This window comes from Clostridium gasigenes, assembly GCF_017348895.1.
Lineage (GTDB): Bacteria > Bacillota > Clostridia > Clostridiales > Clostridiaceae > Clostridium > Clostridium gasigenes.
On the sequence record NZ_CP071376.1, the window covers coordinates 101,832 to 125,429 of the forward strand.

General features: G+C 29.6%; 23 protein-coding genes. 1 reads left to right on the forward strand and 22 read right to left on the reverse strand.

The features are described from left to right. Nucleotides 1-8: 8 nt before the first annotated feature. On the reverse strand, nucleotides 9-1,790 hold the full coding sequence (gene dnaG / locus J1C67_RS00485) for a DNA primase (RefSeq protein ID WP_089970745.1): 1,782 nt from the start codon (nucleotides 1,788-1,790) through the stop codon (nucleotides 9-11). 182 nt (nucleotides 1,791-1,972) lie between these two features. Next, nucleotides 1,973-3,001, reverse strand: a complete 1,029-nt coding sequence (locus J1C67_RS00490) for a deoxyguanosinetriphosphate triphosphohydrolase (RefSeq protein ID WP_089970743.1) — start codon at nucleotides 2,999-3,001, stop codon at nucleotides 1,973-1,975. A gap of 148 nt (nucleotides 3,002-3,149) precedes the next feature. Between J1C67_RS00490 and J1C67_RS00495 the strand changes: the two genes are divergently transcribed. Further along, on the forward strand, nucleotides 3,150-4,214 hold the full coding sequence (locus J1C67_RS00495; RefSeq protein WP_167866284.1) for a CotS family spore coat protein: 1,065 nt from the start codon (nucleotides 3,150-3,152) through the stop codon (nucleotides 4,212-4,214). 33 nt (nucleotides 4,215-4,247) lie between these two features. On the opposite strand, the gene ppdK is transcribed toward J1C67_RS00495, so the two are convergent. The 20 genes from ppdK to dnaJ form a co-directional block, all read right to left on the reverse strand. Beyond that, a complete protein-coding gene (gene ppdK / locus J1C67_RS00500) occupies nucleotides 4,248-6,878 on the reverse strand; it encodes a pyruvate, phosphate dikinase (RefSeq protein ID WP_167866283.1) in 2,631 nt (876 codons plus the stop codon). Nucleotides 6,879-7,083: 205 nt separating this feature from the next. After that, the gene (gene ccpN, locus J1C67_RS00505; protein ID WP_089970737.1) at nucleotides 7,084-7,722 is read right to left on the reverse strand and encodes a transcriptional regulator CcpN; all 639 of its coding nucleotides are present in this window, start codon (nucleotides 7,720-7,722) and stop codon (nucleotides 7,084-7,086) included. Nucleotides 7,723-7,914: 192 nt separating this feature from the next. Further along, nucleotides 7,915-8,544 (reverse strand): DUF4342 domain-containing protein, encoded by a 630-nt coding sequence (locus J1C67_RS00510; protein WP_089970734.1) that lies wholly within the window; start codon nucleotides 8,542-8,544, stop codon nucleotides 7,915-7,917. Between the two features lie 6 nt (nucleotides 8,545-8,550). Further along, the gene (gene recO, locus J1C67_RS00515) at nucleotides 8,551-9,300 is read right to left on the reverse strand and encodes a DNA repair protein RecO (protein ID WP_089970732.1); all 750 of its coding nucleotides are present in this window, start codon (nucleotides 9,298-9,300) and stop codon (nucleotides 8,551-8,553) included. Between the two features lie 3 nt (nucleotides 9,301-9,303). Further along, the gene (era, locus tag J1C67_RS00520; protein WP_167866282.1) at nucleotides 9,304-10,194 is read right to left on the reverse strand and encodes a GTPase Era; all 891 of its coding nucleotides are present in this window, start codon (nucleotides 10,192-10,194) and stop codon (nucleotides 9,304-9,306) included. Between the two features lie 8 nt (nucleotides 10,195-10,202). Beyond that, nucleotides 10,203-10,604: a cytidine deaminase gene (locus tag J1C67_RS00525; protein WP_089970728.1), complete on the reverse strand. Its 402-nt coding sequence runs from the start codon at nucleotides 10,602-10,604 to the stop codon at nucleotides 10,203-10,205. Nucleotides 10,605-10,697: 93 nt separating this feature from the next. After that, nucleotides 10,698-11,399, reverse strand: a complete 702-nt coding sequence (locus tag J1C67_RS00530) for a diacylglycerol kinase (protein WP_089970725.1) — start codon at nucleotides 11,397-11,399, stop codon at nucleotides 10,698-10,700. 67 nt (nucleotides 11,400-11,466) lie between these two features. After that, the gene (ybeY, locus tag J1C67_RS00535) at nucleotides 11,467-11,967 is read right to left on the reverse strand and encodes an rRNA maturation RNase YbeY (protein WP_089970724.1); all 501 of its coding nucleotides are present in this window, start codon (nucleotides 11,965-11,967) and stop codon (nucleotides 11,467-11,469) included. 120 nt (nucleotides 11,968-12,087) lie between these two features. Then, entirely contained in the window at nucleotides 12,088-14,145 is a 2,058-nt protein-coding gene (locus J1C67_RS00540; protein ID WP_167866281.1) for an HD family phosphohydrolase, read from the reverse strand. Nucleotides 14,146-14,172: 27 nt separating this feature from the next. Then, a complete protein-coding gene (gene yqfD / locus J1C67_RS00545; RefSeq protein WP_167866280.1) occupies nucleotides 14,173-15,312 on the reverse strand; it encodes a sporulation protein YqfD in 1,140 nt (379 codons plus the stop codon). Nucleotides 15,313-15,317: 5 nt separating this feature from the next. Beyond that, nucleotides 15,318-15,596: a sporulation protein YqfC gene (gene yqfC, locus J1C67_RS00550; protein ID WP_089970718.1), complete on the reverse strand. Its 279-nt coding sequence runs from the start codon at nucleotides 15,594-15,596 to the stop codon at nucleotides 15,318-15,320. Nucleotides 15,597-15,900: 304 nt separating this feature from the next. Further along, the gene (locus tag J1C67_RS00555) at nucleotides 15,901-16,056 is read right to left on the reverse strand and encodes a hypothetical protein (RefSeq protein WP_167866279.1); all 156 of its coding nucleotides are present in this window, start codon (nucleotides 16,054-16,056) and stop codon (nucleotides 15,901-15,903) included. A gap of 24 nt (nucleotides 16,057-16,080) precedes the next feature. Beyond that, nucleotides 16,081-16,257: a 30S ribosomal protein S21 gene (gene rpsU, locus J1C67_RS00560; protein ID WP_089970717.1), complete on the reverse strand. Its 177-nt coding sequence runs from the start codon at nucleotides 16,255-16,257 to the stop codon at nucleotides 16,081-16,083. A gap of 119 nt (nucleotides 16,258-16,376) precedes the next feature. Continuing rightward, nucleotides 16,377-16,718 (reverse strand): histidine triad nucleotide-binding protein, encoded by a 342-nt coding sequence (locus J1C67_RS00565; protein ID WP_089970714.1) that lies wholly within the window; start codon nucleotides 16,716-16,718, stop codon nucleotides 16,377-16,379. 43 nt (nucleotides 16,719-16,761) lie between these two features. Further along, complete coding sequence (mtaB, locus tag J1C67_RS00570; protein WP_167866278.1) at nucleotides 16,762-18,066, reverse strand: tRNA (N(6)-L-threonylcarbamoyladenosine(37)-C(2))-methylthiotransferase MtaB; 1,305 nt, start codon at nucleotides 18,064-18,066, stop codon at nucleotides 16,762-16,764. Beyond that, on the reverse strand, nucleotides 18,066-18,830 hold the full coding sequence (locus tag J1C67_RS00575) for an RsmE family RNA methyltransferase (protein WP_089970708.1): 765 nt from the start codon (nucleotides 18,828-18,830) through the stop codon (nucleotides 18,066-18,068). The genes mtaB and J1C67_RS00575 overlap by 1 nt, the downstream gene beginning before the upstream one ends. Before the next feature lie 43 nt (nucleotides 18,831-18,873). Then, nucleotides 18,874-19,815, reverse strand: coding sequence for a 50S ribosomal protein L11 methyltransferase (gene prmA / locus J1C67_RS00580; RefSeq protein WP_167866277.1), 942 nt, complete (start codon nucleotides 19,813-19,815; stop codon nucleotides 18,874-18,876). 213 nt (nucleotides 19,816-20,028) lie between these two features. Next, on the reverse strand, nucleotides 20,029-20,526 hold the full coding sequence (gene tpx, locus J1C67_RS00585; RefSeq protein ID WP_167866276.1) for a thiol peroxidase: 498 nt from the start codon (nucleotides 20,524-20,526) through the stop codon (nucleotides 20,029-20,031). 137 nt (nucleotides 20,527-20,663) lie between these two features. Beyond that, entirely contained in the window at nucleotides 20,664-22,214 is a 1,551-nt protein-coding gene (locus J1C67_RS00590) for a nitrite/sulfite reductase (RefSeq protein WP_167866275.1), read from the reverse strand. Between the two features lie 196 nt (nucleotides 22,215-22,410). Next, a complete protein-coding gene (gene dnaJ, locus J1C67_RS00595) occupies nucleotides 22,411-23,532 on the reverse strand; it encodes a molecular chaperone DnaJ (protein ID WP_089970699.1) in 1,122 nt (373 codons plus the stop codon). Nucleotides 23,533-23,598 lie beyond the last annotated feature (66 nt).

Genomic DNA, 23,598 nt, shown 5'->3' on the forward strand with positions numbered 1-23,598 from the left:
ACTTTCCACTATCTTCTTCCACCTCTTTTTAGTTGATTTTCTATTTTTGTTTTCTCAATAACTATTTGAATTGATTCTTCGATATTTCCACTTAACTCTAAAACTTTTTGTTCTCTTTTTAGAGTTTCTAATCTCTGAGTTAATTTATAATTATATAATTCTTTTATACAATCCATAATTTGCTTTTTACTATCAACTGCTTCAAAAACATTATAATCTTTTATTTTTAATACTTCTTTGATAGTTTTTACATCACGGCATTTTGATTCTATAAAAGTTATCATATTATTTAGTTTACCCTTTTGATTTTCTTTGATTATAGAGAATATTTCTTTATGTTCAGAAAGAATCAAATCTTCTTCCTTTAGGTTAGAAACTATATAATCAAAATATTCATCTTTAAGCATTAATTTCAATAAAGAACGTTCTGCTTTTAAAAAACCGGGCTCTACATATAATTTTGTTCCATTTTCTTCCTTATTATTCATGAAATTATTTTCTTTTGTATTCTTTGTTAATTCCCTTGATAAAACATCATATAATGTCTGCTCTCTAATACCTGTATTTTCGGATATTTTTTTAACATAAACATCCTTTTCTACCGGGTCTAAATCAGCTAATATATGCGTAACTCTATTACCGTATTTTACCAGTGAATTGCTTTCCTTAAAATCAATTCCATCTTCTGCTCTCTTTAATCTATAATCAATTAAAGGCTCCGCATCATTTATAAGTTTTTTAAAGGCTTCGCTTCCATTACTTCTTACAAATTCATCAGGATCTTTTCCTTTTGGAATATTTAAAACCCTTACATCAAAGCCTGCTTCTCTTAATATTTCAAGACCTCTAAGTGTTGCTGTTTGACCAGCTACATCCGCATCATAAGAAATAATTACTTTATCTGCATACCTTTTTAAAAGTCTTGCTTGGCTTGTTGTGAGTGCCGTTCCAAGGGATGCTACCACATTAGTAATACCATATTGATGTAATGTAATTAAATCCATATATCCTTCTACTATTATAAAATATCTATCAGGTATTTTATTTTTAATAGCAAAATTCAACCCATACAGATTAGTACCCTTTTGAAAAACTAAGGTTTCTGGTGAATTTAAATACTTAGGTTTAGAATCATCTAAAACTCTTCCTCCAAAGCCAATTACCTTACCCCTATAATCAAAAACAGGGAACATAACTCTATTCCTAAATCGATCGTATTGATTACCCTTTTTTTCACTTGTAGAAACTAATCCGGCTTCTAATAGCAACTCATCCTTAAACCCTTTTTTTCTTAAATGAAAAATTAAGTTGTTCCAACTATCTTTTGCAAACCCGAGCCCAAATTTTTTAATAGTTTCTTCTTGAATACCACGATTTAAAAAATATTCTTTAGAACTTTTTGTATTAATTAAATTTGAAAAGAAAAACCTTGCGGCTTCAACATTTACGTTATAGATTTGTTCTTTTTTTTCTGTAGTTTTATTTCTTTTTCCTGATTCATCTTCAATAACTATATTTACTCTTTCTGCTAAATACTTAACAGCATCTACAAAAGGTAAATTTTTATTTTTCATAACAAATGTTATAACGTTACCTGCTTCTCCACATCCAAAACATTTATATATTTGTTTATCTTGTGACACAGAAAAAGAAGGTGACTTTTCATTATGAAAGGGACATAGCCCTGAAAAATTCCTACCTGATCTTTTTAATTTTACAGTTTCTGATATAACATCTACTATATCACTCTGTTCTTTAATTTTTTCTAAAATTTCTTCAGAAATCTGCAAGGAGATCCCCCTCCTTACTATAAATTTTCTTCAACCTATTTATTATTCGACATAATATAATTAATTCCTTCTTAAAATATGATTTAATTATATTTTAATACATTTTATTTTTTTATATTTCAATTTTTGTTTTTTTATTATAAAAATATTTTCCCCAAAAACAAATTTTATATTTATACTTTTTAGTAAATTACAAACTTTGGTACAAAAATAGAATTAAATTTATTTAAACAATAATCATCACTCATCCCAGCTATATAATCAGCTACTGCTCTTTTCAAGCCTTCTTCTTCCAAAATAATTTTATACATATCTGGAAGTTCTTCTGGATTTTTAAAATAATGATCTATTAATTGTGTTAATATAAATTTAGCTTTACTTCTTTCTACGTTTAAAATATCCCCTAAATACACATTCTTAAACATAAACTGCCTAAGTTCCGTCATAGCTTCCCAAATTTCTAAGCTTAATGTTACATCAGGTATATTTTCATTGATATTTTTTGTAGTATTTTTAATCATATCAAGTACAAGAGTTTCTATTCTTTGTGAATGAGTATTTCCCAGTAATTTTATAACTTCTTTAGGCAATTCTTCTTCTGTTAATAATCCAGCTCTTATAGAATCATCAATATCATGATTTAAATAAGCAATTTTATCGCTATATTTTACAACACAGCCTTCTAACGTCATCGCTTTATTAGATCCCTTAGACAAACCACTATGATTTAAAATCCCATCTATAACTTCTGCCGTTAGATTTAACCCTTTTCCTTCTCTTTCCAATTTTTTAACTACTCTAACACTTTGTTCGTTATGTCTAAATCCTTCATCTAGAAAGTCTTTTAAAACTTCCTCTCCGTTATGAGCAAATGCTACATGACCTAAATCATGACCTAATGAAATTGCTTCTATTAGATTTTCATTTAATCCTATACCAGCACCTATAGTTCTAGCCACTTGAGCTACCTCTAAAGTATGCGTTAATCTTGTTCTATAGTGATCTCCAAAGGTTTTTATATAAACTTGTGTTTTATGTTTTAGCCTTCTGAAGGATTTGCAATGAATTATTCTATCTCTATCAACCATAAAACAAGTTCTTATAGTATCTCCTTCTTCATATCGCTCTCTTCCTAAGCTTTTACTACTAAATGTTGCTTGTGGTATAAATGTCAACTCTTCAAAACCTTCTATTTTCTCTCTTACGTTCACATATCTCACCTCTATATAACATATTCTATATATTTCTCCAAAAACCTTTATTTAATACAAGAATATAAAATATATTTATCATTAAATAGTCTATTTAACATTTAAAAATAATATCCTAATAATAAGTAATTTTATAAGGAGACTATTTATGGAAAATACTATATGTCCCTCCACTAAAGATTTACTATCCATTGAAAGCATGAAATCTTTTGTTTTACCACATTATGACCTTCAATTTGCAAATGTTACAATGGTTAAATTTAAAGATACAGATAAACAAAGAGCCGTTTATCGAGTTGATTTTAAAAATAAAAGTTATTGTTTGAAAAAAGTTTACTATGATGAATCTAATCTTCTATATGTATATTCTGCTATGGAATGGCTATATAGAAACAATTTAAATGTACCAAAATTATTACCTACAAAATCTAACAACAGATATATTAAGTATATGGGTATGTTATTTATATTAACACCTTGGGTAAATGGTTTAAAATGTGATTTTGACAACAAATATCATATGGAACTTTCATCAAAGGATCTAGCAAAGTTACATAAATCTTCCCAAAATTTTGTTCCAATTAGTGGTAGTTGTACTAGAATAGGTTGTGATGATTATCATATTTCTGTAGATAAACATTTAGAACAAATCTTAATTAGTGCAAAGCAAGCAAAACATCATAATGATAGATTTTCTAAAATCTTTTTAAAAAATCTTAATATTAATTTAGAACTTGCTAAACTTTCCTCTAAAATATCATCCAGTATTAACTGCTCCGAACTTTCAAAATCATTATGCCATGGTGATTTTGTAAATAAAAATATTTTAATTGCTGATTCTAATGTTTGGATTATAGATTTTGATAAATGTAAAATGGATTATTCAGCTCATGATATTTCATATTTTTTAAGACGACTTCTTAAAAGAGAAAATACTAATTGGGATACGGATTTAGCATTAAAAATAATTGATGATTATATGAAAGTTAATCCTTTAACTCCCTCAGATTTAAAATATATCCTTGCTTATATTGCTTTCCCACAAAAATATTGGAAAATTTCTAGAGATTATTATAAAAATATTAAACGTTGTAATAAAAATGCCTTTATTTCTTTACTTGAGAGAGGTCTTGATAGAACTGATTCTCAGCTTAAATTTATTAAGGAAATGATGATATTATTAGAAAAAGATTATGAAGTTAACTTTAACTAAAAAAGGAGCGCATATAGCGCTCCTTTTAATTTATTATCTTCTATTTTTCACTTGTGCTTGAGCTGCTGCTAGTCTAGCTAGAGGCACTCTAAACGGTGAACATGAAACATAGTCTAAGCCTATGTTATGACAGAACTCAACTGAAGATGGATCTCCACCATGTTCTCCACATATTCCAAGTTTAATATTTGGTCTTCCTTCTCTTCCCTTTTGAACTGCGAGTTTAATTAATTCTCCAACGCCTTTTTGATCTAATTTAGCAAATGGATCTTGTTCGTAAATTTTATTTTCGTAATAGTCTACTAAGAATTTAGCTGCATCATCTCTTGAGAAACCAAATGCCATTTGTGTTAAGTCATTTGTTCCAAATGAGAAGAATTCCGCTTCTTTAGCTATTTCATCTGCTATTATACAAGCTCTTGGAATTTCTATCATAGTACCCACTTTGTACTCTAACTTAACTCCTTTTTCTTTCATTACAGCTTCAGCAGTTCTAACTACTATATCTTTAACATATTTTAATTCTTTAACATCGCCAACTAATGGTATCATTATTTCTGGAATTATATCATATCCTTTATTTTCTTTAACAGCTATTGCAGCTTCAATTACTGCTCTTGTTTGCATTTCTGCAATTTCTGGATAAGATACAGCTAGTCTACAGCCTCTATGCCCCATCATTGGATTAAATTCATGCAATGATTCAACTGTTGCTTTTAATTCTTCAAATCCAATTCCCATATCCTTAGCTAGTGATGCAATATCTTCATCACTATGAGGCAGGAATTCATGTAATGGTGGATCTAAGAATCTAATTGTAGCTGGCATTCCTTCTAAAGCTTCATAGATACCTATAAAATCTTCTTTTTGCATTGGAAGTATTTTATCTAATGCACGTCTTCTTTCTTCAACATTTTTAGCAACTATCATTTCTCTAACTGCTTTTATTCTGTCTTCAGCGAAGAACATATGCTCAGTTCTACATAACCCAATACCTTCTGCTCCAAATTCAACTGCTTGTTTAGTATCTTTTGGAGTATCTGCATTTGTTCTAACTTTTAACTTTCTTATCTCATCTGCCCAACCCATGAATTTAGCAAAATGTCCTGATATTTCTGGTGTAACAGTTTTAACAGCTACTCCATATATATTTCCAGTTGATCCATCTATTGAGATGAAATCATCTGCTGTATAAACTTTTCCATCTACTTCTAAAGTTCTATTAACTTCACTTACTTTTAATTCTCCACAACCTGCAACACAGCAAGTTCCCATTCCTCTAGCAACTACTGCAGCATGAGATGTCATTCCACCTCTAACAGTTAATATACCTTTAGCTGCAATCATACCTTCTATATCTTCTGGTGAAGTTTCAAGCCTTACAAGAACTACATTTTCACCCTTTTCAGCTCTTTCCTTAGCTTCTTCAGCTGTGAATGCAATTGTGCCGCATGCAGCTCCTGGAGATGCTGGAAGTCCCTTACCAATAACCTTACTATTCTTTAAATCTTCCACATCAAAGGCCGGATGAAGTAATGAATCTAATTGTCTTGGCTCAACTTTTAGTATTGCTTCTTCTTTAGTTAAAGTTCCATCTTCAACTAAATCAACAGCAATTTTTAAAGCTGCTTGAGCTGTTCTCTTACCATTTCTAGTTTGCAAGAAGTATAACTTTCCTTCTTCAATTGTCATTTCCATATCTTGCATATCTTTATAATGTTTTTCTAAAGTATCTATAATATCAGTGAATTCTTTATATATTACTGGGTTTTGCTCTTCTAATTTTGAAATTGGAAGTGGTGTTCTTATACCAGCAACAACATCTTCGCCTTGTGCATTCATTAAGTATTCACCATAAACTATATTTTCACCAGTAGAAGGATCTCTTGAGAACACAACTCCAGTTCCTGATGTTTCTCCTTTATTTCCAAATACCATTTCTTGAACACTTACAGCTGTACCCCATTCTCCTGGAATATCATTTAATCTTCTATATACTATAGCTCTTGGATTATCCCATGATCTAAATACTGCAGTAATTGACTCTATTAATTGCTGCTTTGGATCTGCTAAGAATTCTTCACCCTTTTCTTTTTTATAAAGAGCCTTAAATCTCTTTACTAATTCCTTTAAATCTTCACCTGTTAAGTCGGTATCAACTTTAACACCTTTTTCTTCTTTTAATTCATCTATTATATTTTCGAATAATCTTTTTTCAATTCCCATAACTACATCTGAGAACATTTGTATAAATCTTCTATATGAATCATATGCAAATCTTGGATTGTTAGTTAATTTAGACATAGCTTCTACAGCTTCATCATTTAAACCAAGATTTAAAACAGTATCCATCATACCAGGCATTGACACTCTTGCTCCTGATCTTACTGATACTAATAATGGATTAGTAGTACTCCCGAATTCTTTACCTGTTATTTTTTCTAGTTTCGCAATATTTTCATGGATTTCTTTAATGATTTTTTCTGCGATTACTTTTCCATCCTCATAGTACTTATTACAAACTTCTGTTGTAACAATAAACCCTTGTGGCACTGGAATTCCTAGTATGCTCATTTCTGCTAAATTTGCCCCTTTGCCCCCTAGAAGATTTTTCATTGTTGCGTTGCCTTCACTAAAAAGGTAAACGTACTTCTTATTATCCATCTCAATACTCCTCCGTTCGATACTAATTCGATTATATACTATCGGAACTTGTGCCCCGTAGCTACCCATTTAAATTTACCCATTTTCAAACTTCACTCTTCGAATTACTATTTATACCCCAAGGGTATAACAATTATTAACTTCATAAAAAAAACTAAATTTGAAGTTAAAAATCATTTTACAAACTACCATTTTCGAACTTCTCTTAAGTACTTTCTCCAAGCTTTACAAATAGCTTTGTTATGTTAGTCTTTGAAATCTTACCTACTATTTTAAATTGCTCTTTTCCTTCGCACTTCTCATTAATTTTTTCAACTATAGGAACACTGTCTATTTCATGTTCTATAATTTTTTTAGCAACACTATATGCACTTTCCTCTGCATATGCACAAACTAGGTTTGGCATTCTTGTCATTATTACTCCTACTGGAACTTTATAAATATCGGTGCCTCCAATTGCAATTTTCAAGAAATCTTTTCTAGATACAGCACCTATGAGTATTCCGTTATTTTCAACAAATAATGTACCTACATCGTTTAAAAATAAGAATACGATTGCATCATATACCATAGTATTCTTATTAACAGTGATAGGTTTCGACATTATATCCCCAACCAATACTTTAGATATGTTATCCAAAATAGCAGTATCTGTAGGGTTACCAGCGTAAATATAACCAACCTTTGGTTTAGCATCTAATATTCCTATCATAGTTAGTATTGCAAGATCAGCTCTAAGTGCAGCTCTTGTAACCCCTAACTTTTCAGCTAATGCTTCACTTGTAATGGGCTGTCCTTCTTTTACTAACTTTATAATTTCCTCTTGTCTTCCTGATAACTTCAATTTTATACCTCTCTCCAACAACTTAAGGAATATTCAGATAATTTTGATTTGTTTGATATTTACAGTATAATTATAACATTTTATAAAAATTTGACTATGCTTAATTTTCTGAATAATTAGTCAAATTCGCTGAATATCCTTAATTTGTTCATTTTATTGACTTATATTACCTGTTTTACTTTCATTTACTCCTTATTTATCCGTTTCTTCAAAATTAGCAGTATAAGTATATACAGATTCTTCATTAGAATCGGCTTTATTACTACTTTTAGGACTCTTATATCCTTTAAAATTAACTTCATTAAATTTATTTTTTACTTTTTCAGCAATATCACTTGCTTTTTCTTTTACTTCACTTGTTGCCTTAGAAATATACTTATTTACAACTTCAACACTACCATCTGCCATAGTTAATTCTATAGTAATTTTAGTTACTACTGCTGCTATAACTCCAAACGCTAATACTTGAGGTAATATTATCCCGATCATTCCTGCTGCAATACCTGCATTTACTGGAATATCTATTAATTCTTTTTCATCTTTACTAATTCTTATTCTTGAAACATTTCCTTTATTGATTAAATCCTTTAACCAAACTTTAAATTCTTCAACAGTTTCTCCATTTTTATCATTTTCACCTTTTTCACCTTTTGATGATGTTTCAATAATAGGTAAAACTCCATTTATGCCTTTAATTTCTTCTATATATATTATTGCATCTAAAACTTCTCCATGACTAATTTCTAATGCATACTTTGCCTCAGCATAACTTGATCCTGTTCTTTCTTTTACTTTATCTACCTTTTCTAATGTTATTTCCATATATAATCACTCCTTTATATAATTTAGCATTTCTAAACTTTTAGGTTTTCTAGCGTAATTTGAAGATATAAGTAAAGTATTTACTTTGCTTATATCTTTTTTCACCTCTGAATTAATATTAAGTCTATAAACCTTCTCCATATCAGTGTTATTTAAGAATCTTAGCGCATTATATGCTGGCTTTGAAATATACATTCCATGTTGCCTATTACACATTTCACACACCCCACCAAAATGAGAAATAGATATATAATTAGTTACTGTTATTTTTTTTCTGCAACTAACACATTGATCTAAATTTAGTCCATACCCTGTTGATTTTAAAAGTTTTAATTCAAAAGATCTAATAAGCATTTCATAATTTAACGCATCTGTATTTAATAAATATAAACATTTAATAAAATCTTTATATAACTGTTTATTATTCTCACCATCTTCTAAACATATATCTATTAACTCACAAATATAGGATGAATAAGTAAGCTTCTCTAAGTTACTTAACAAACCTTGAAAAGAATTCTCTATTTTACCCTCTTGTAAATTAAATAGGTTCTTTCCTTTAAAGAGAACATAATCTGCATAACATAAAGGTAAAGTAAGAGCAAATAATCTGCTCTTACTTTTTTTAGTTCCTCTTGCTATAGCTGTTACCTTCCCGAATTCTTCAGTATATAACCATACTAATTTATCATTTTCTTTATAAGCCTGTGCTTTTATAACTACTGCTTTTGTTTTCTCTAATGACAGCAGAACCATCCCCTATTTTGTCTTTTTGTATCCTAATTCTTTCAAGAAATTTTGATTATCTCTCCATTCTTTTCTAACTTTAACCCAAACTTTAAGGTTAACCTTAGCATTTAAGAATCTTTCGATTTCATATCTTGCTGTTTCACCTATCTTCTTTAATCCTTGACCCTCTTTTCCTATTATAATTCCTTTGTGTGAATCTTTCTCACATATCATATCTACTTCAATATGCCAAGTTCCACTATCACTTTTTTTCATTTGAATAATATCTATAGCTATTCCATGAGGAACTTCTTCTCTTAAAGTTCTTAATGCTTTTTCTCTAATTATTTCTGATATAACAAATTTTTCTTGAACATCTGTTATCATATCTTCTGGATAATATTTTGGCCCTTCTGGCATATTTCCAACCATTAACTCTATTAACTTATCAACATTTCTACCTTTTCTTGCTGATATAGGGATTATTTCCTTAAAATCCATTTCTTTTGCAAATAGTTGTAATGTTTTTGCTACTCTTTCTTGTGTACTTTCATCAATCTTATTTAAAACTAGGAAAACAGGAGCTTTTTGATTTTTTAAAGCTTCTAAGATAAAAGCATCTCCTCTTCCTATTTCTTCATCTGGATTTACAAGGAACAACACAAGATCTACTTCTTTCATAGAATCCTTTGCTGAATTTACCATGTATTCACCTAATTTATGTTTAGGCTTATGTATCCCTGGAGTATCTACGAAGACCATTTGATAATCTTCTTTTGTTAAAATTGTTTGTATATTATTTCTTGTTGTTTGAGGTTTATTTGAAACTATTGAAAGTTTTTCACCCATAATTTTATTTAATAATGTTGATTTACCTACATTTGGTCTTCCTACTATTGTTATAAATCCTGATTTAAACATTTGTCCTCCTAATTTTCTAAATCTTTCTTAGTAAATGCTCCTGGCATTATTTCTTCAAAAGTCTTTAGAATATATTCATCTTTATTTTTTATAATTATAATCTTTGTATCTTTGTCTTCTGCAAACTCACCAATTACTTGCCTACATATTCCACAAGGATATGTAAATTCTTTTGTATCTCCAATTAATGCAATTACCTTTAATTTTCTATTTCCTTTTGATACAGCACTAAATATTGCGCTTCTTTCTGCACAGTTAGTAGCCCCATAAGATGCATTTTCTATATTACATCCAGTATATATCTCACCATCCTCAAATAAAACAGCAGCACCAACCTTAAAGTTAGAATAAGGACAATAGGCTAATTCCCTAGCCTCTATAGCTTTTTGTATAATATTATTATAATCCATAATTATGCCTCCTACTTTGTAATTTGTGTGTTATTATTAGGTTTTATTATATCACTATTTAATCTTAAAGTAGAGTATTAAATTTAAACCTATCTATAGTCTAAATATCGTGAATATAAACACTGTTAATAAAGTTCCAAATATTGCTCCAACTATAACCTCTAAAATGGAATGCACTTCTGAATCCACTCTGCTTTGAGCTGTAATAAAAGCCATTAAATAGCTTAAAAGTATGCATACAGGTTCTTCTGTAATAAGAGCTATAGCTGTTGCTACTGAAAATGATAATGCACTATGACCACTTGGCATTCCACCTTTTAATGGAGTTCCCTCTCCAAATATAGCTTTAACTATTACTGTTGCTATTGTTACAAATACTAACACTATAAAAATCATATAAGGCTCAGACTCTCTCACTTTATCTATCATTACATATGAAATATCTGAAAGTTTACCCCAGAAAATTATATATCCAACTATTAAAGCATTAATTGCAGTTACTAAAACCCCTCCAGCTGCAGCATTTTTAGCAACTTTAGCTAAAGGATGATAAAAATTTGTAGTCATATCTACAGCAGCTTCTATAGCTGTATTAATAAGTTCTGCTGTTATTACAAGCGTTATAGTAATTGCCAAAATTAAGAACTCACTTTTAGAAATATCAAAAAAGAAACACGCAAGTAACACACATAGTGTTACAAAGAGATGTATCTTCATATTCCTTTGAGTTCTTACTGTATCTAAAACTCCATCTATAGCATAGTTAAAGCTTTCTAATAGCCTCTTAAATTTCATATAATCATCCTTTTCTTTAGGCATCTAAAAAATTTCTAGTCAATGCTATTATTTTTTCAAAAGCGCCTTATCTTATAATCTCTAATTTATTTAATATTTCCTCTTCTCTTTTTCTCATTATTATTTTTTCAGAATCTTCCATATGGTCATATCCAAGCAAATGTAAAATAGAATGAACTATTAAGTACGAAACTTCTCTTTCATAAGAATGGTTATACTCTAAACTTTGCTCTAAAGCCTTTTCTAAAGAAAGTACCATATCACCTAAAACCAATTCATTTCCATCCATATATGTTTCATCAAATTCATATCCTTTATACATGTTTTTATATACTTTTTTATCTTCATAATCAAGCATAGGGAAGGATAACACATCTGTTTCCTTATTTATTCCTCTTGTTTCTTTGTTAATTTCTTTAATTTTATCATTATCAACAAATAGCAATGAAATTTGATATTCTTTATCTAGCTCTTCTTCTTTTAAAGTAAAGCTACAAACCTCACTTAATTTATCAATAAATTTTTCAGTTACTTTTAATTTATCTTGTCTATTATCTGTATATAACATCTTTCTCCTCCTATGGAGCTTCACAGAAACAACTAGTTTCTATGATTTTTTCAAGTATCTTAAATAATATTTAAATTTTTAAGGGAAAGGCAGATGCCCCTCCCCACTTTTTTTAGCTGTCTAACTTCTAACTTTTTCTGTCGGATATTCTATTCTTTTATGATATATTCCATTTAGAACTTTTAAGAAACATTTTCTTATTTTTTCTAAATCTCTTAAAGTTAAATCACAATTAACTAATTGGTCTGAATGTAACTTATCTTTAATTATATTATTTACCATTTCCTCTATTTTACCCTTAGTTGGCTCATTTATAGACCTTACCGCAGCTTCCACGCTATCTGCCAGCATTAATATACCAGCTTCCTTACTACAAGGCGTAGGTCCTGGATACCTGAAATCTTCTTCTTTAATATCTTCAGGTTTCTCTGCTGAATTTTTCATTGTATAATAAAAATATTTAACTAATGTAGTTCCATGATGTTGCTCTATTATATCTTGAATAACCTTTGGAACTTTATATTCCTTAGCCAGTTCTATTCCATCTTTAACATGAGATATTATTATAAGGGTACTTAAATTTGGAGTAATCTTATTATGTGGATTTTCTTTCCCCATTTGATTTTCTCCAAAGAAATATGGCCTTTTAATTTTACCAATATCATGATAATATGCTCCTATTCTAGCAATTACAGGATTCCCTCCGACTTCTTCAGTTGCAACTTCAGCTAAGTTAGCTACCATTACACTATGATGATAAGTTCCCGGTGCCTCCATTAGTAACCTCTTCATTAGAGGATGGTTTGGATTCGACATTTCTAAAAGCTTAATATTAGTAACTATATCAAATGTTGATTCTAAGAAAGGTAAAAACCCAACTGCCAGCACTCCTGACATAATTGATCCTAAAATAACAAATCCGGTATCTATAAAAATACCTGTTAAGTTATTAGATAACAACATACCAGTTGATAATGTAACTAATGCCGAAACCCCTGCAATATATATAGTTGAATATAATATATCATTTCTTTGTTGTAACTTCCTAAGCGTTGTTGATCCAATTATCACATTAACTATAGAAAGTATTATAATATGGGGACTAAACCCTACAACCACACTTACAAGTAAAATATTTAATGAATTTATAACTAATGAAGTTTTATAATCTAAAAGTAGTGTTAATAAAATTGGACCACAGGCTAAGGGTATTAAGAATGGTGATATTATATTTAATCCTCTTGCAAGTAAAAGAGATATTAAGTTAATAACACTTATCATAATAATCATCTTTATATTATTATAAATTTCTTTTTTATCCTTTGATAAATAAGAATATTGCATACCTAATACCATTGCTACAAATACTGCCAAAATCAAATAAGTATACATATAAGTTTTTCCAAGACCTTTATCTAATAATCCAAGTTCTCTTAATATTTCTATTTGACTTGATGTTATAGGTTCTCCTTCTTTAACTATGGTTTGATTTTTCTTTATTATTTCTTTTTGCAAATTTTTCTGTGCTTCCTTTACTTTTTCATCTGTCTTTTCTTTGTCAAAGAACAAGTTAGGTTTTATTTGACTAAATGCAATATTACTTAGTGCTAATTCTAATTCTCTTGAAATATCTTTTTTACTTAATTCATAGCTTACTATTCCATGTGAATTTTGAATATTTTCAATGTTATTTTCTTGAATATTATTTACATATACCAATTTCATTATTCCAAGTAAACTTTGTTCAAATTGAGCAATTTCTTCTTTAGTTAATGATAGTATAATTTTAAATTCATTTTCAGTTAAATTAAAACCTTCTATTTTTTTAGCTGCTGCTATTTTTTCCTTTTCATCAGTTATAGTGGCATTTATATTACTTATCTTATTAAATAACTTTGTAATATTTTCTTCTGCAGAAAGCTTTACTTCACCCTTTACAGTGTATTGCTTATCTACTTTTTCTAATATTTCCTCTTCCTTTTCTTTAGTTGCCCTTTCGTCTACAGTATCTCTTGGTGCCTTAATATCCGCATTTGCAATATCTCCCTCTGTTAAATTATATTTCTTAGGGGCTATTGCTGTAATAAGCAAAATATAAATAAGAACAAATACTATTGTAAAAATAAACATTCTTTTTGATCTATCCTTTGGTTTATAACCATTTCCATTAAAAAACATGTTTCCCACCTTCTTATCTACATAGTTTTAATATTCAATAGTATTATTGTCTACTATGTTTTGTTCAACTACAAAAACAATTCTAACTTTTATACTTTCATTGCCAATATCTTCTGTATTAACTATCTTATCTACTATTGTAGCTTCTCTAGTTAACTCATTAAGCAATGATTCTTCCGAACTTTTTATTGAATTTTCAATTGCCACTTCTTTTGTTAACTTAACATTTTTTTCTTCTCTTTCAAAATATACCACTTTATTTAGCATTTTACTACTGTCTTCTATTTTATCATATTCTTTAAAACCTTTTATAGCTTTTTTTATATAAATTTTCTTTCCAAATATATTCAAATAAACGTCACTATCCTTATTTCCATTTCTCTCCATGGATGTTCCGTTAATTTTAACTTCCATTGATTTTTCATAGAATGTATTAGCCATAACAATTCCATTTGGCGGAACTTGAAATTCTTCTCCCTCTTTTCCATCAATTCCTTCTATAACAATATCTCCAGCTTTAATAACATCGCCTGTTTTAACAACTGTTCTCCCAGCGTAGGCATAAACTCTATTTATTTGGCCATCCATTTTAGCAACTAGATTGCCTAGCTTTGGTTTTTTTTCTTCCGGTGGATTTACCTTTTCTTCTATTAAAACTTTCAACGTAGAGCCTTCTATCCTCACTCTAAGCCATAAAATATCTGAGTTTATATCTTCAAGTTTTTTTTCTATATCTTTTACTTCAATAGATTTTTTTAATGTTCCCGGCTTAATGCCCATATCATAAAGTTGTTGTCTTACTTCAAATGGAGATACATTTTTCTTTGTTTTTATTTCAATTCCCCAAATATAAGTGGATAAATAAAATATTATTCCAATAAACATTATTGCCCCAATTACTAAAGAAGAGCGTTTTTTTAGTTTTCCTAGTAAAAATAATGGTCCATCACGGCCTACAATATCCATTTTTCCATTTATTCTATTTACAACTTCTCTTAACTGTGCATAATCATTATAGTCTATATCTACTCTTAAAGTAGCTATGTCTATTTTTTTGACATTAGACACTTTAATTTCATTATTCCATAATATGTTTAATATTCTTTCAGGGTTTAAAACTTTAATTTCAACTGAAACTTTCCCATTTTTAAATTTATTTAACCCCATATATGTTACCTCTCATATGCTATCGATTTAAACTTACCACTAATTGTTGTAGTTGAACTTCCTATATATAGTATTTCAAAGTTCTCTCCATTTATGGTTATTGGTCCAAACCTACTATTTATTTTTATTATATTTCTTTCAAATACAATGATTCCTTTATGATTTTCTATAGTTATTTCTCTATCCCCTATAACTATAATTTTAGGAACATCCAAAATAACATCTTTAGGTAAATCAAACTTCTCTATAATAATTTCCCTACTTTTATTTAATTTTTCTTCCATAAAGCATCCTCTCCTTATTTAATAATCCCTCTTTGTACTTTATGATTAAATAAAAAAAAAAATTACTTTTTTAGACAACAAAAAGAACTCAATAAAATATTGAGTTCTTTTACTATTTATTAGTTAAATATTATTTTATAATTAATTAATAAATTTATCATCTGATCTACCAATTATTTCTGGTATAATTGAAACCTTAACTTTTTTCAATATATCTAATGTTATTTCAACTGTTATTTCCACCCAATGGTGTAGCTGTTTTTTTAATAATTTCTAATATCATTATAACTGCTGAGGAAGGTAACTAACTAAGATTTTTATTCAGTTTGTGACTGACCTTCCAAATCTCGTCTGTTTCCCTTTTTAAATTCAAGCGTTGTTCTTTTTGCTTGACTTCTTTTTCTAAAATTTCTATAACTTTATCTTGTTGAAGTCTATCTTTTACTGATGGCATTTTCATAAATTCTTTAAAAAGAATTAAACCCTACTTGAACTTTCTCTTTCTTGCAGCTTCTGATTTTTTCTTCTTCTTTACACTTGGCTTTTCATAGTGTTCTCTTTTTTTAACCTCTGCAAGAACTCCAGTTCTAGCGCATTTTTTCTTAAATCTTCTTAATGCACTTTCTAGTGTTTCATTCTCTCCAACTTTAATTTCTGACATCCTATATCCCTCCCTCCGTTAGCTCAAATTAATTAATTTAATTCAGCTACGGGCTTAACAACACATGCTATATTATACAATATTTGCAATTGCAATGTCAATAATAGATTGAAAAACTGTTAACCCGGTGGCCACTTTAACCCTCGCCCACCTAAAACATGAAAATGCATGTGATCAACAGTCTGTCCCCCTAATTCGCCGCAATTATTAACTATTCTATAACCCTCTTTATTAATTCCAAGCTCTCTTACTAGCTTATTAATAACAAGGAATATATGTGAAATAATATTCGAATTTATTTCACTTATTTCATTAGCACTTATGATATGTTCTTTAGGTATTACTAAAAAATGTACAGGTGCTTCAGGATTTATATCATAAAAAGCATAAACTTTTTCATCTTCATAAATCTTTTTACTCTGTATTTCACCATTAATTATTTTACAAAATATACAGTTCATAAATTCACCGCCTTATATATATAAATAAAATTTTTCTAAATTCCTAAACTAATTTAGCTACAGCAAAATTAGTTTCTGCTTTTTCTATATTAATCTTTAATATCTTCCCTCTAACATCCGTACAATTGCAAGGCACTTCTACTTTTATATAGTTCTTAGTGTAACCTTCTACTATTCCAGCTTTTCCAGGTACTTCAAATTCCATTAAAGCATCCATCTCTTTACCTACATATTTCTCTATAAATGATTTTTCATTAATTCCATTTAACTTTATAAGCATTTTACTTCTTTGTTCTTTGATCTTTCCATCTAACTGATTAGGCATATCAGCAGCCTTTGTTCCTTTTCTTGGGCTAAATTTAAATATATGAGTTTTAGTTAACTTTAATCTTTTTAAATACTCATATGTTTCATTAAATTCTTCTTCTGTTTCTCCTGGGAACCCCACAATAACATCAGTGCTTATTGAAACATCTTTTAAAGTTTCTCTTAAAAGCTTAACTGACATCGCATATTCTTTAGCCTCATATCTTCTATTCATTCTTTTTAAGGTTCCATCACTACCACTTTGAAGAGATAAATGGAAGTGTGGACATAACTTTTTAAAGCCTTTAATCTTTTCTATTACTTCTGGAGTAAAGAATGCCGGTTCAATAGATCCTATTCTAATTCTTTCAATCCCATCTACTTTTTCTATTTCTTCTATTAAATTTATTAAAGTTATGTTTCCTTCTAATTCTAAGCCATAAGAAGCCGTGTGAATACCTGATAGTATTATTTCCTTAAACCCATGGCTTGCAAGGCTCTTAACCTCTTCTATTACCTTTATAGGATCCTTTGAGCATACAGCCCCCCTAGCATACGGAATTAAACAATATGTGCAGAATCTATTACATCCATCTTGTATTTTTAAAAATGCTCTTGTTTTATCTTGATATTCTTCTATATTCAAGTTTTCAAACTTTTTATTTTTAAGTACACCTTTAACATGAACTTGATTCTGCCCTTCATCTTTAGCTTTATTCACAAAATAAACTACATCACCCTTATTTCTAGTTCCAAGCACTACATTAACGCCTGGAATTTTTGAAACTTCCTTTGGAGCCATTTGAGAATAACAACCAACTACAGCTATAATGGCATTTTCATTTAATTTTCTTGCTCTTCCAATAATTTGCCTAGATTTCCTATCACCCATATTAGTAACTGTACATGTATTAATTACATATACATCTGATACTTCATTAAAATCTACAACACTATATCCTTCTCTTATAAATTTTTCTGCCATAGCCTCTGAATCATATTGATTAACTTTACACCCCAGTGTGGCAAATGCAACATTCATTAAATATCTCCCCCTAAGTCACCTAATTCATATTGAATTAAAGAAGTAGCTACAAATCCAGCTGTTTCTGTTCTCAATATTCTACTTCCTAAAGTTATAATATATGCACCCTTCTCTTTAAGTATGCTTATCTCTTCATCTTCAAATCCACCTTCTGGTCCTACAAATATACCAATATTTTTAATAGTTCCTAAGTCAACATTTTTATCTTTTAGTTCTTTAAACAATGTTTTTACACCAAAATTTTCTGCATTTTCATAAGGTACTAACATTAAATCCACAGTGTTTATTCTATTTAAAACCTCTTCAAATGCTATAGGTTCTAAAACCTTTGGCACAATCGTTCTTTTGCTTTGTTTTGATGCTTCTAAAACAATCCTGTTTAATCTATCTAATTTTTTAAAATCACCTTTAAGCTTAACATCAACTCTTGAGGTTATTGTTGGTATAAATTCTGCAATGCCAAGTTCAGTCCCCTTTTGAACTATTAAATCCATTTTTTGAGATTTAGGTAATCCTTGGAACAAATATATTTTAACTTCACTTTCATTATTTATGTCTAATTTTTCTAAAATTGATATAATAACTTCCGTTTTCTCAACACTTTTTACTTCTCCTAAAAACTCTTCACCAACGCAGTTATTAAGAACTACTTTTTCACCCTTCGCTAGTCTTAACACCTTGTATATGTGTTTTACATCATCACCAACTATTCTTCCTTCTGTTTCGGAAAAATTTTCTTTTGGTGTAAAAAACTTATGCATATATCCTCTCTCCTAACCTTCTAGGCATCTCCGAGTAAATACCTTACTTTAATTTTGCAACTATACAGTTCCATTCGCCATCTTTATTCTTCTCTAAAACTTCAAATCCACTTTCTTCTAATTTGCTAACAACCATTTCAACTCTGTCATGAATAATTCCTGATGAAATAAAGTATCCACCATCTTTAAGAACCCTTTTAACATCATCTGTTAAAATACATACTATTTCAGCTAAAATATTAGCTACAACAATATCAGCCTTTCCACTTATGACTTCTACTAAATTTCCATATAACACTTCAATATTTTCTAATTTATTATGTGCTACATTTTCCTTAGCTACTTCTACTGCAACTGGATCTAAATCAACCCCTATAGCCATTTTAGCTTCAAGTTTTGCTGCTGCAATTGCAAGTATACCAGTTCCACAACCTACATCAAAAACAGTACTATCTAAATTAACATATCTTTCTAAAGCTTGAACGCACATTCTTGTTGTTTCATGAGTTCCTGTTCCAAAAGCCATACCTGGATCTAATTCTATTACTAACTCATTTTCTTTTGCTATATACTCTTCCCAAGTTGGTTTAACTACTATTCTTTCACCTAAAAGAGTTGGTTTATAATATTTTTTCCAGTTATTTGCCCAATCTTCTTCAAATATTTTTTCATTTTCTACTATACCTTCACCAACATCAATTCCAAGGTCTCTAATTTCTTCAACCTTCTCCTTAACATAGGCTATTATCTTTTCAATTTCATCTTCTTCTGAGAAATATGCTTTAACAACAGCACATTTACCTTTATGTTCCAACACATTAATGTCCGCAAAATCCCAAGTTAATGGACCTTCTTTTGTTTCTAGTATATCATTTGGATCCTCTATAGCTACACCCTTACAATCTAATCCATAAAATATTCCTGAAATTGGTTCTAACGCCTCACTTTTTGTGATTACTCTAATTTCTATCCAAGTTCCTTGCATTTAAATCAATCCTTTCTTTACATCCTTTGACTAATTCTATATTTTACACTTATGTAAAGATTGTGTCTAGTATTATGTTAATTAACCTTAGGCATCATAAAATAAATAATACACCAGTATCCTTGATTTTGGGTCTATTATTTATTTTACAATGCCTTATTAAAAAAGCACTGAAATTTAATTAATTTCAGTGCTTTAAGAGCTGTTAAAATTCTATTTAGCTAACTTTATAGCTTCTAATATTTTTTCATAATTAGGTTCATTAGTTACTTCTTCAAGATATTCTACAAATGTTACCTTATCTTCAGAATCTACAACAAATGATGCTCTTGTTAATAACCCTAACTCTTTAATATATGTTCCTGTAGCTTCTCCAAAATTTCTATCTTTATAATCAGATAGAATCTTAACATCCTCTACCCCCGCATCTCCACACCATCTTGCTTGTGCAAAGGGTAAATCCATTGATATTGTATAACAACTTGCACCTTTTATGTTACCTATCTCCAAATTGAATTTTTTAACTTCCATATCACATACACCAGTATCTATTGATGGTACTGATAAAAACACTCTAACTCCACTTGTATCCTTTAATGTAAATGGACTTAAATCATTAGCTGATACCGTAAAAGCCCTCATTTTTTCCCCAACCGAAACAGTATTACCTTCTAGTGTTAGAGGGTTACCCTTAAACTTAATTTTTTTCATTTTTTATTCCTCCTTCATATATTTATTTCATTAATATTAATCATTCCAAAAAACATTAATTATTATACTTAGATTATACCCCTTAACAATCTCCTTGTAAATGATAATTATTATCATTTATTATATGAATATATTTTTTATACTAAATACTTCTTAACTATTGCTTCGAATTTTGTTTCTCTATTAATTATAAACTCAGTAAATGTTATATTTTCTTCCTTAATCAACAAAGCTAGTTCATATAAAAATCTAGGTATTTCTGTGTTTATTAGGTCACCATAAACTTTTCCAAGCCTTGCATCGTATGCTTTGCATTCTCCACCTATATGAAGTTCAAAACATTCTTCTACTTTATCATTAACTCTTTTCTTTTTACCAGTAAACCCTATTCCTGCTATTTGATGAACTCCACATGAATTTCCACATCCCGATATATATACTTTTGGTAATATATCTTCATTAAAATTTTTATCTTTAAAGTACTCAATAATACTATTTAAAACACCTTGGCTATTACATAATCCAATTTGACATGTAGGTGTTCCTATGCAAGCTATGCTTTGCTCTAAGTTAGTTTCCCCTCCCATTCCGTGTGTAAGTTTAAGAAGACCCTCTGCTTCTTTTCCATTTAAGTTTCTAAACCAAACACCTTCAGTCATTGACAACCTTATTTCAGCATCATCACAATTTTCTAATTCATCTAATATAATATCTAATTGCTGTAATGTTAATTGACCACCTATTGGATGAAGGTAAACACTATATAAGCCTTCTTGCTTTTGTCTATATAACCTTGGATGTTTAGTATTTATTATTATTCCCTCTTTATTATAAACTTTAGCTTCTAGTTTCAAGTCAAAGCCACCATTAGCTTTAACTTCACTTACGTGCTTTTTATAGCACTTCAAGAACTCTTCTTTACCCATTCTTTCTAAAATATATCTAACACGAGCCTTATTCTTATTTTCATAATCTCCTTCTGCCTTAAACATAGAAATCATACCCTCAACATAATACAAAATATCATTTGATTCTATAAGTTCGTCTAACATAACCGCAAGTTTAGGATTTCTACCTAACCCACCACCTAAATAAACTTTAAAATATTCCTTCCCATCTTTATTTACTGCTAAGAAACCTAAATCTTGAACACTGCAATGCGCACCATCTTCTTCACTACTTGAGAATGATACTTTTAACTTTCTTGGTAGTTTATAAGTATATATCTCCTCCATAAAATAATTACCTACAGCTAATGCATATGGTGTAATATCAAAAGCTTCATCCCTATCTACTCCTGATAATGGTGATATAGCAACATTCCTTGGAAAGTTACCGCCAGATCCCCTTGTATAAATGTCTAATTCTAAAGCTTCTTTCATAATGTCACAAATTGGATCTATATCCAGCCCATGTAACTGAATAGCTTGACGTGTTGTAAAATGCATTCCACCTAAATTATACTTTTCTGTTATATCCCTAATTAATCTCATTTCACGAATATCTGTCATTCCTGAAGGTATTCTAAATCTTATCATAAATTTTTCCCCACCACGTTGAGCATATACCCCCATTCCACCTGAATCATGTTTAAATTGCATCATATTTATTTCTTTATTAATAAATCTATGTCCTACTTCTCTAAACTCTTCTATTTCACCTAATAAGATTTCTTTTAACTTAGTCATGTTATCACTCCTAAAAATATTTTCTTCTATTTTTAATTATATCACTAAAAAATATACTTACTTATTGGAAATATCTATATCGCTCATACCTATTTACCTATTTACTTTCTTTGGAACTTAGTTTTTAATATATCTTGTTAAACTTATTTACAGAAAAATAAAGAGCTCAGGAAAATCCTGAGCTCTTTATTGTTTATTATTTTTTATTAAATAAGTCTTTTATGCCCTTTTTATGAGCCACTTCATCAAAACTTTCTCCCGATGCTTCTATAAGCATTTTTAAGGCTTCTCTTTGTTTTTCATTAAGAGTTTTAGGGATATCAACTATTACTTTAACGTATTGATCCCCTCTACCTGTTGAGTTAACTCTTGGAATACCTTTATTCTTTAATCTGAATAATGTTCCTGATTGAGTACCTTGAGGTATAGTATATTTAACATCTCCATCAACAGTTGAAACTGTAATTTCAGTTCCAAGTGCAGCTTTTGCCATAGAAATATGTGTATCTATATAAACATCTACACCTTTTCTAGTAAACTTCTTTGACGGAGTTACATTTATTCTAATATATAAATCCCCTACAGGACCCCCATTAGTTCCATGTTCACCTTCGCCTCTAAGTGGCATTACATTTCCAGTATCAACACCTGCCGGTATATTAACACTAATTTTTCTATTTTTTCTAGTTTTCCCTCTACCGCTACATGATGGACAAGGTGTTTCTACAATTTTACCTTTTCCAGCACATTTGTCACAAGTTGAAGTGCTTGCAAAACTTCCAAGAGGTGTTTGTCTTTGAACTCTAACTTGCCCACTTCCATTACATGAAGGACATGTTTTAGCTGTTGTACCAGCCTTAGCTCCTGATCCACTACAATATTCACAGTTTTCACTTCTATTAATTGAAACATCCTTTTTAACTCCAAAAACAGCTTCTTCAAAAGTTAAAGTAACGCTATATTCAACATCAGCTCCTCTAGCCGGACCATTAGCTCTTCTGCCTCCGCCTCCGCCTCCAAAGAAACTTTCGAAAATATCACCAAACCCGCCCATATCTGAGAATCCACCAGCTCCACCGCCGCCAAATCCTGGGTCTCCATCAACTGTTCCAAATTGATCATATCTAGATTTCTTTTCTGGGTCTGAAAGAACTTGATATGCCTCATTTACTTCTTTAAATTTTGCTTCAGCTACGTCATTTCCCTGATTTTTATCAGGATGATACTTCATAGCTTGCTTTCTAAAAGCCTTTTTAATTTCATCTTCACTAGCGCCTTTTTGAATTTCAAGGCTTGCATAGTAATCTTTATTTGCCATGTATATTTTCACCGCCTAGATAATTTTGTTCTTTAAGGAGTTTCTTTAAAATAACAGTCCAAGGTT

Excerpts from the sequence above, each read along its gene's own strand:
- J1C67_RS00495 (WP_167866284.1), top strand. The coding sequence starts at position 3,150 with ATGGAAAATACTATATGTCCCTCCACTAAAGATTTACTATCCATTGAA.
- ppdK (WP_167866283.1), bottom strand. The coding sequence starts at position 6,878 with ATGGATAATAAGAAGTACGTTTACCTTTTTAGTGAAGGCAACGCAACA.
- J1C67_RS00510 (WP_089970734.1), bottom strand. The coding sequence starts at position 8,544 with ATGGAAATAACATTAGAAAAGGTAGATAAAGTAAAAGAAAGAACAGGA.
- recO (WP_089970732.1), bottom strand. The coding sequence starts at position 9,300 with ATGGTTCTGCTGTCATTAGAGAAAACAAAAGCAGTAGTTATAAAAGCA.
- era (WP_167866282.1), bottom strand. The coding sequence starts at position 10,194 with ATGTTTAAATCAGGATTTATAACAATAGTAGGAAGACCAAATGTAGGT.
- J1C67_RS00525 (WP_089970728.1), bottom strand. The coding sequence starts at position 10,604 with ATGGATTATAATAATATTATACAAAAAGCTATAGAGGCTAGGGAATTA.
- J1C67_RS00530 (WP_089970725.1), bottom strand. The coding sequence starts at position 11,399 with ATGAAATTTAAGAGGCTATTAGAAAGCTTTAACTATGCTATAGATGGA.
- ybeY (WP_089970724.1), bottom strand. The coding sequence starts at position 11,967 with ATGTTATATACAGATAATAGACAAGATAAATTAAAAGTAACTGAAAAA.
- J1C67_RS00540 (WP_167866281.1), bottom strand. The coding sequence starts at position 14,145 with ATGTTTTTTAATGGAAATGGTTATAAACCAAAGGATAGATCAAAAAGA.
- yqfD (WP_167866280.1), bottom strand. The coding sequence starts at position 15,312 with ATGGGGTTAAATAAATTTAAAAATGGGAAAGTTTCAGTTGAAATTAAA.
- yqfC (WP_089970718.1), bottom strand. The coding sequence starts at position 15,596 with ATGGAAGAAAAATTAAATAAAAGTAGGGAAATTATTATAGAGAAGTTT.
- J1C67_RS00555 (WP_167866279.1), bottom strand. The coding sequence starts at position 16,056 with ATGAAAATGCCATCAGTAAAAGATAGACTTCAACAAGATAAAGTTATA.
- rpsU (WP_089970717.1), bottom strand. The coding sequence starts at position 16,257 with ATGTCAGAAATTAAAGTTGGAGAGAATGAAACACTAGAAAGTGCATTA.
- J1C67_RS00565 (WP_089970714.1), bottom strand. The coding sequence starts at position 16,718 with ATGAACTGTATATTTTGTAAAATAATTAATGGTGAAATACAGAGTAAA.
- mtaB (WP_167866278.1), bottom strand. The coding sequence starts at position 18,066 with ATGAATGTTGCATTTGCCACACTGGGGTGTAAAGTTAATCAATATGAT.
- J1C67_RS00575 (WP_089970708.1), bottom strand. The coding sequence starts at position 18,830 with ATGCATAAGTTTTTTACACCAAAAGAAAATTTTTCCGAAACAGAAGGA.
- prmA (WP_167866277.1), bottom strand. The coding sequence starts at position 19,815 with ATGCAAGGAACTTGGATAGAAATTAGAGTAATCACAAAAAGTGAGGCG.
- tpx (WP_167866276.1), bottom strand. The coding sequence starts at position 20,526 with ATGAAAAAAATTAAGTTTAAGGGTAACCCTCTAACACTAGAAGGTAAT.
- J1C67_RS00590 (WP_167866275.1), bottom strand. The coding sequence starts at position 22,214 with ATGACTAAGTTAAAAGAAATCTTATTAGGTGAAATAGAAGAGTTTAGA.
- dnaJ (WP_089970699.1), bottom strand. The coding sequence starts at position 23,532 with ATGGCAAATAAAGATTACTATGCAAGCCTTGAAATTCAAAAAGGCGCT.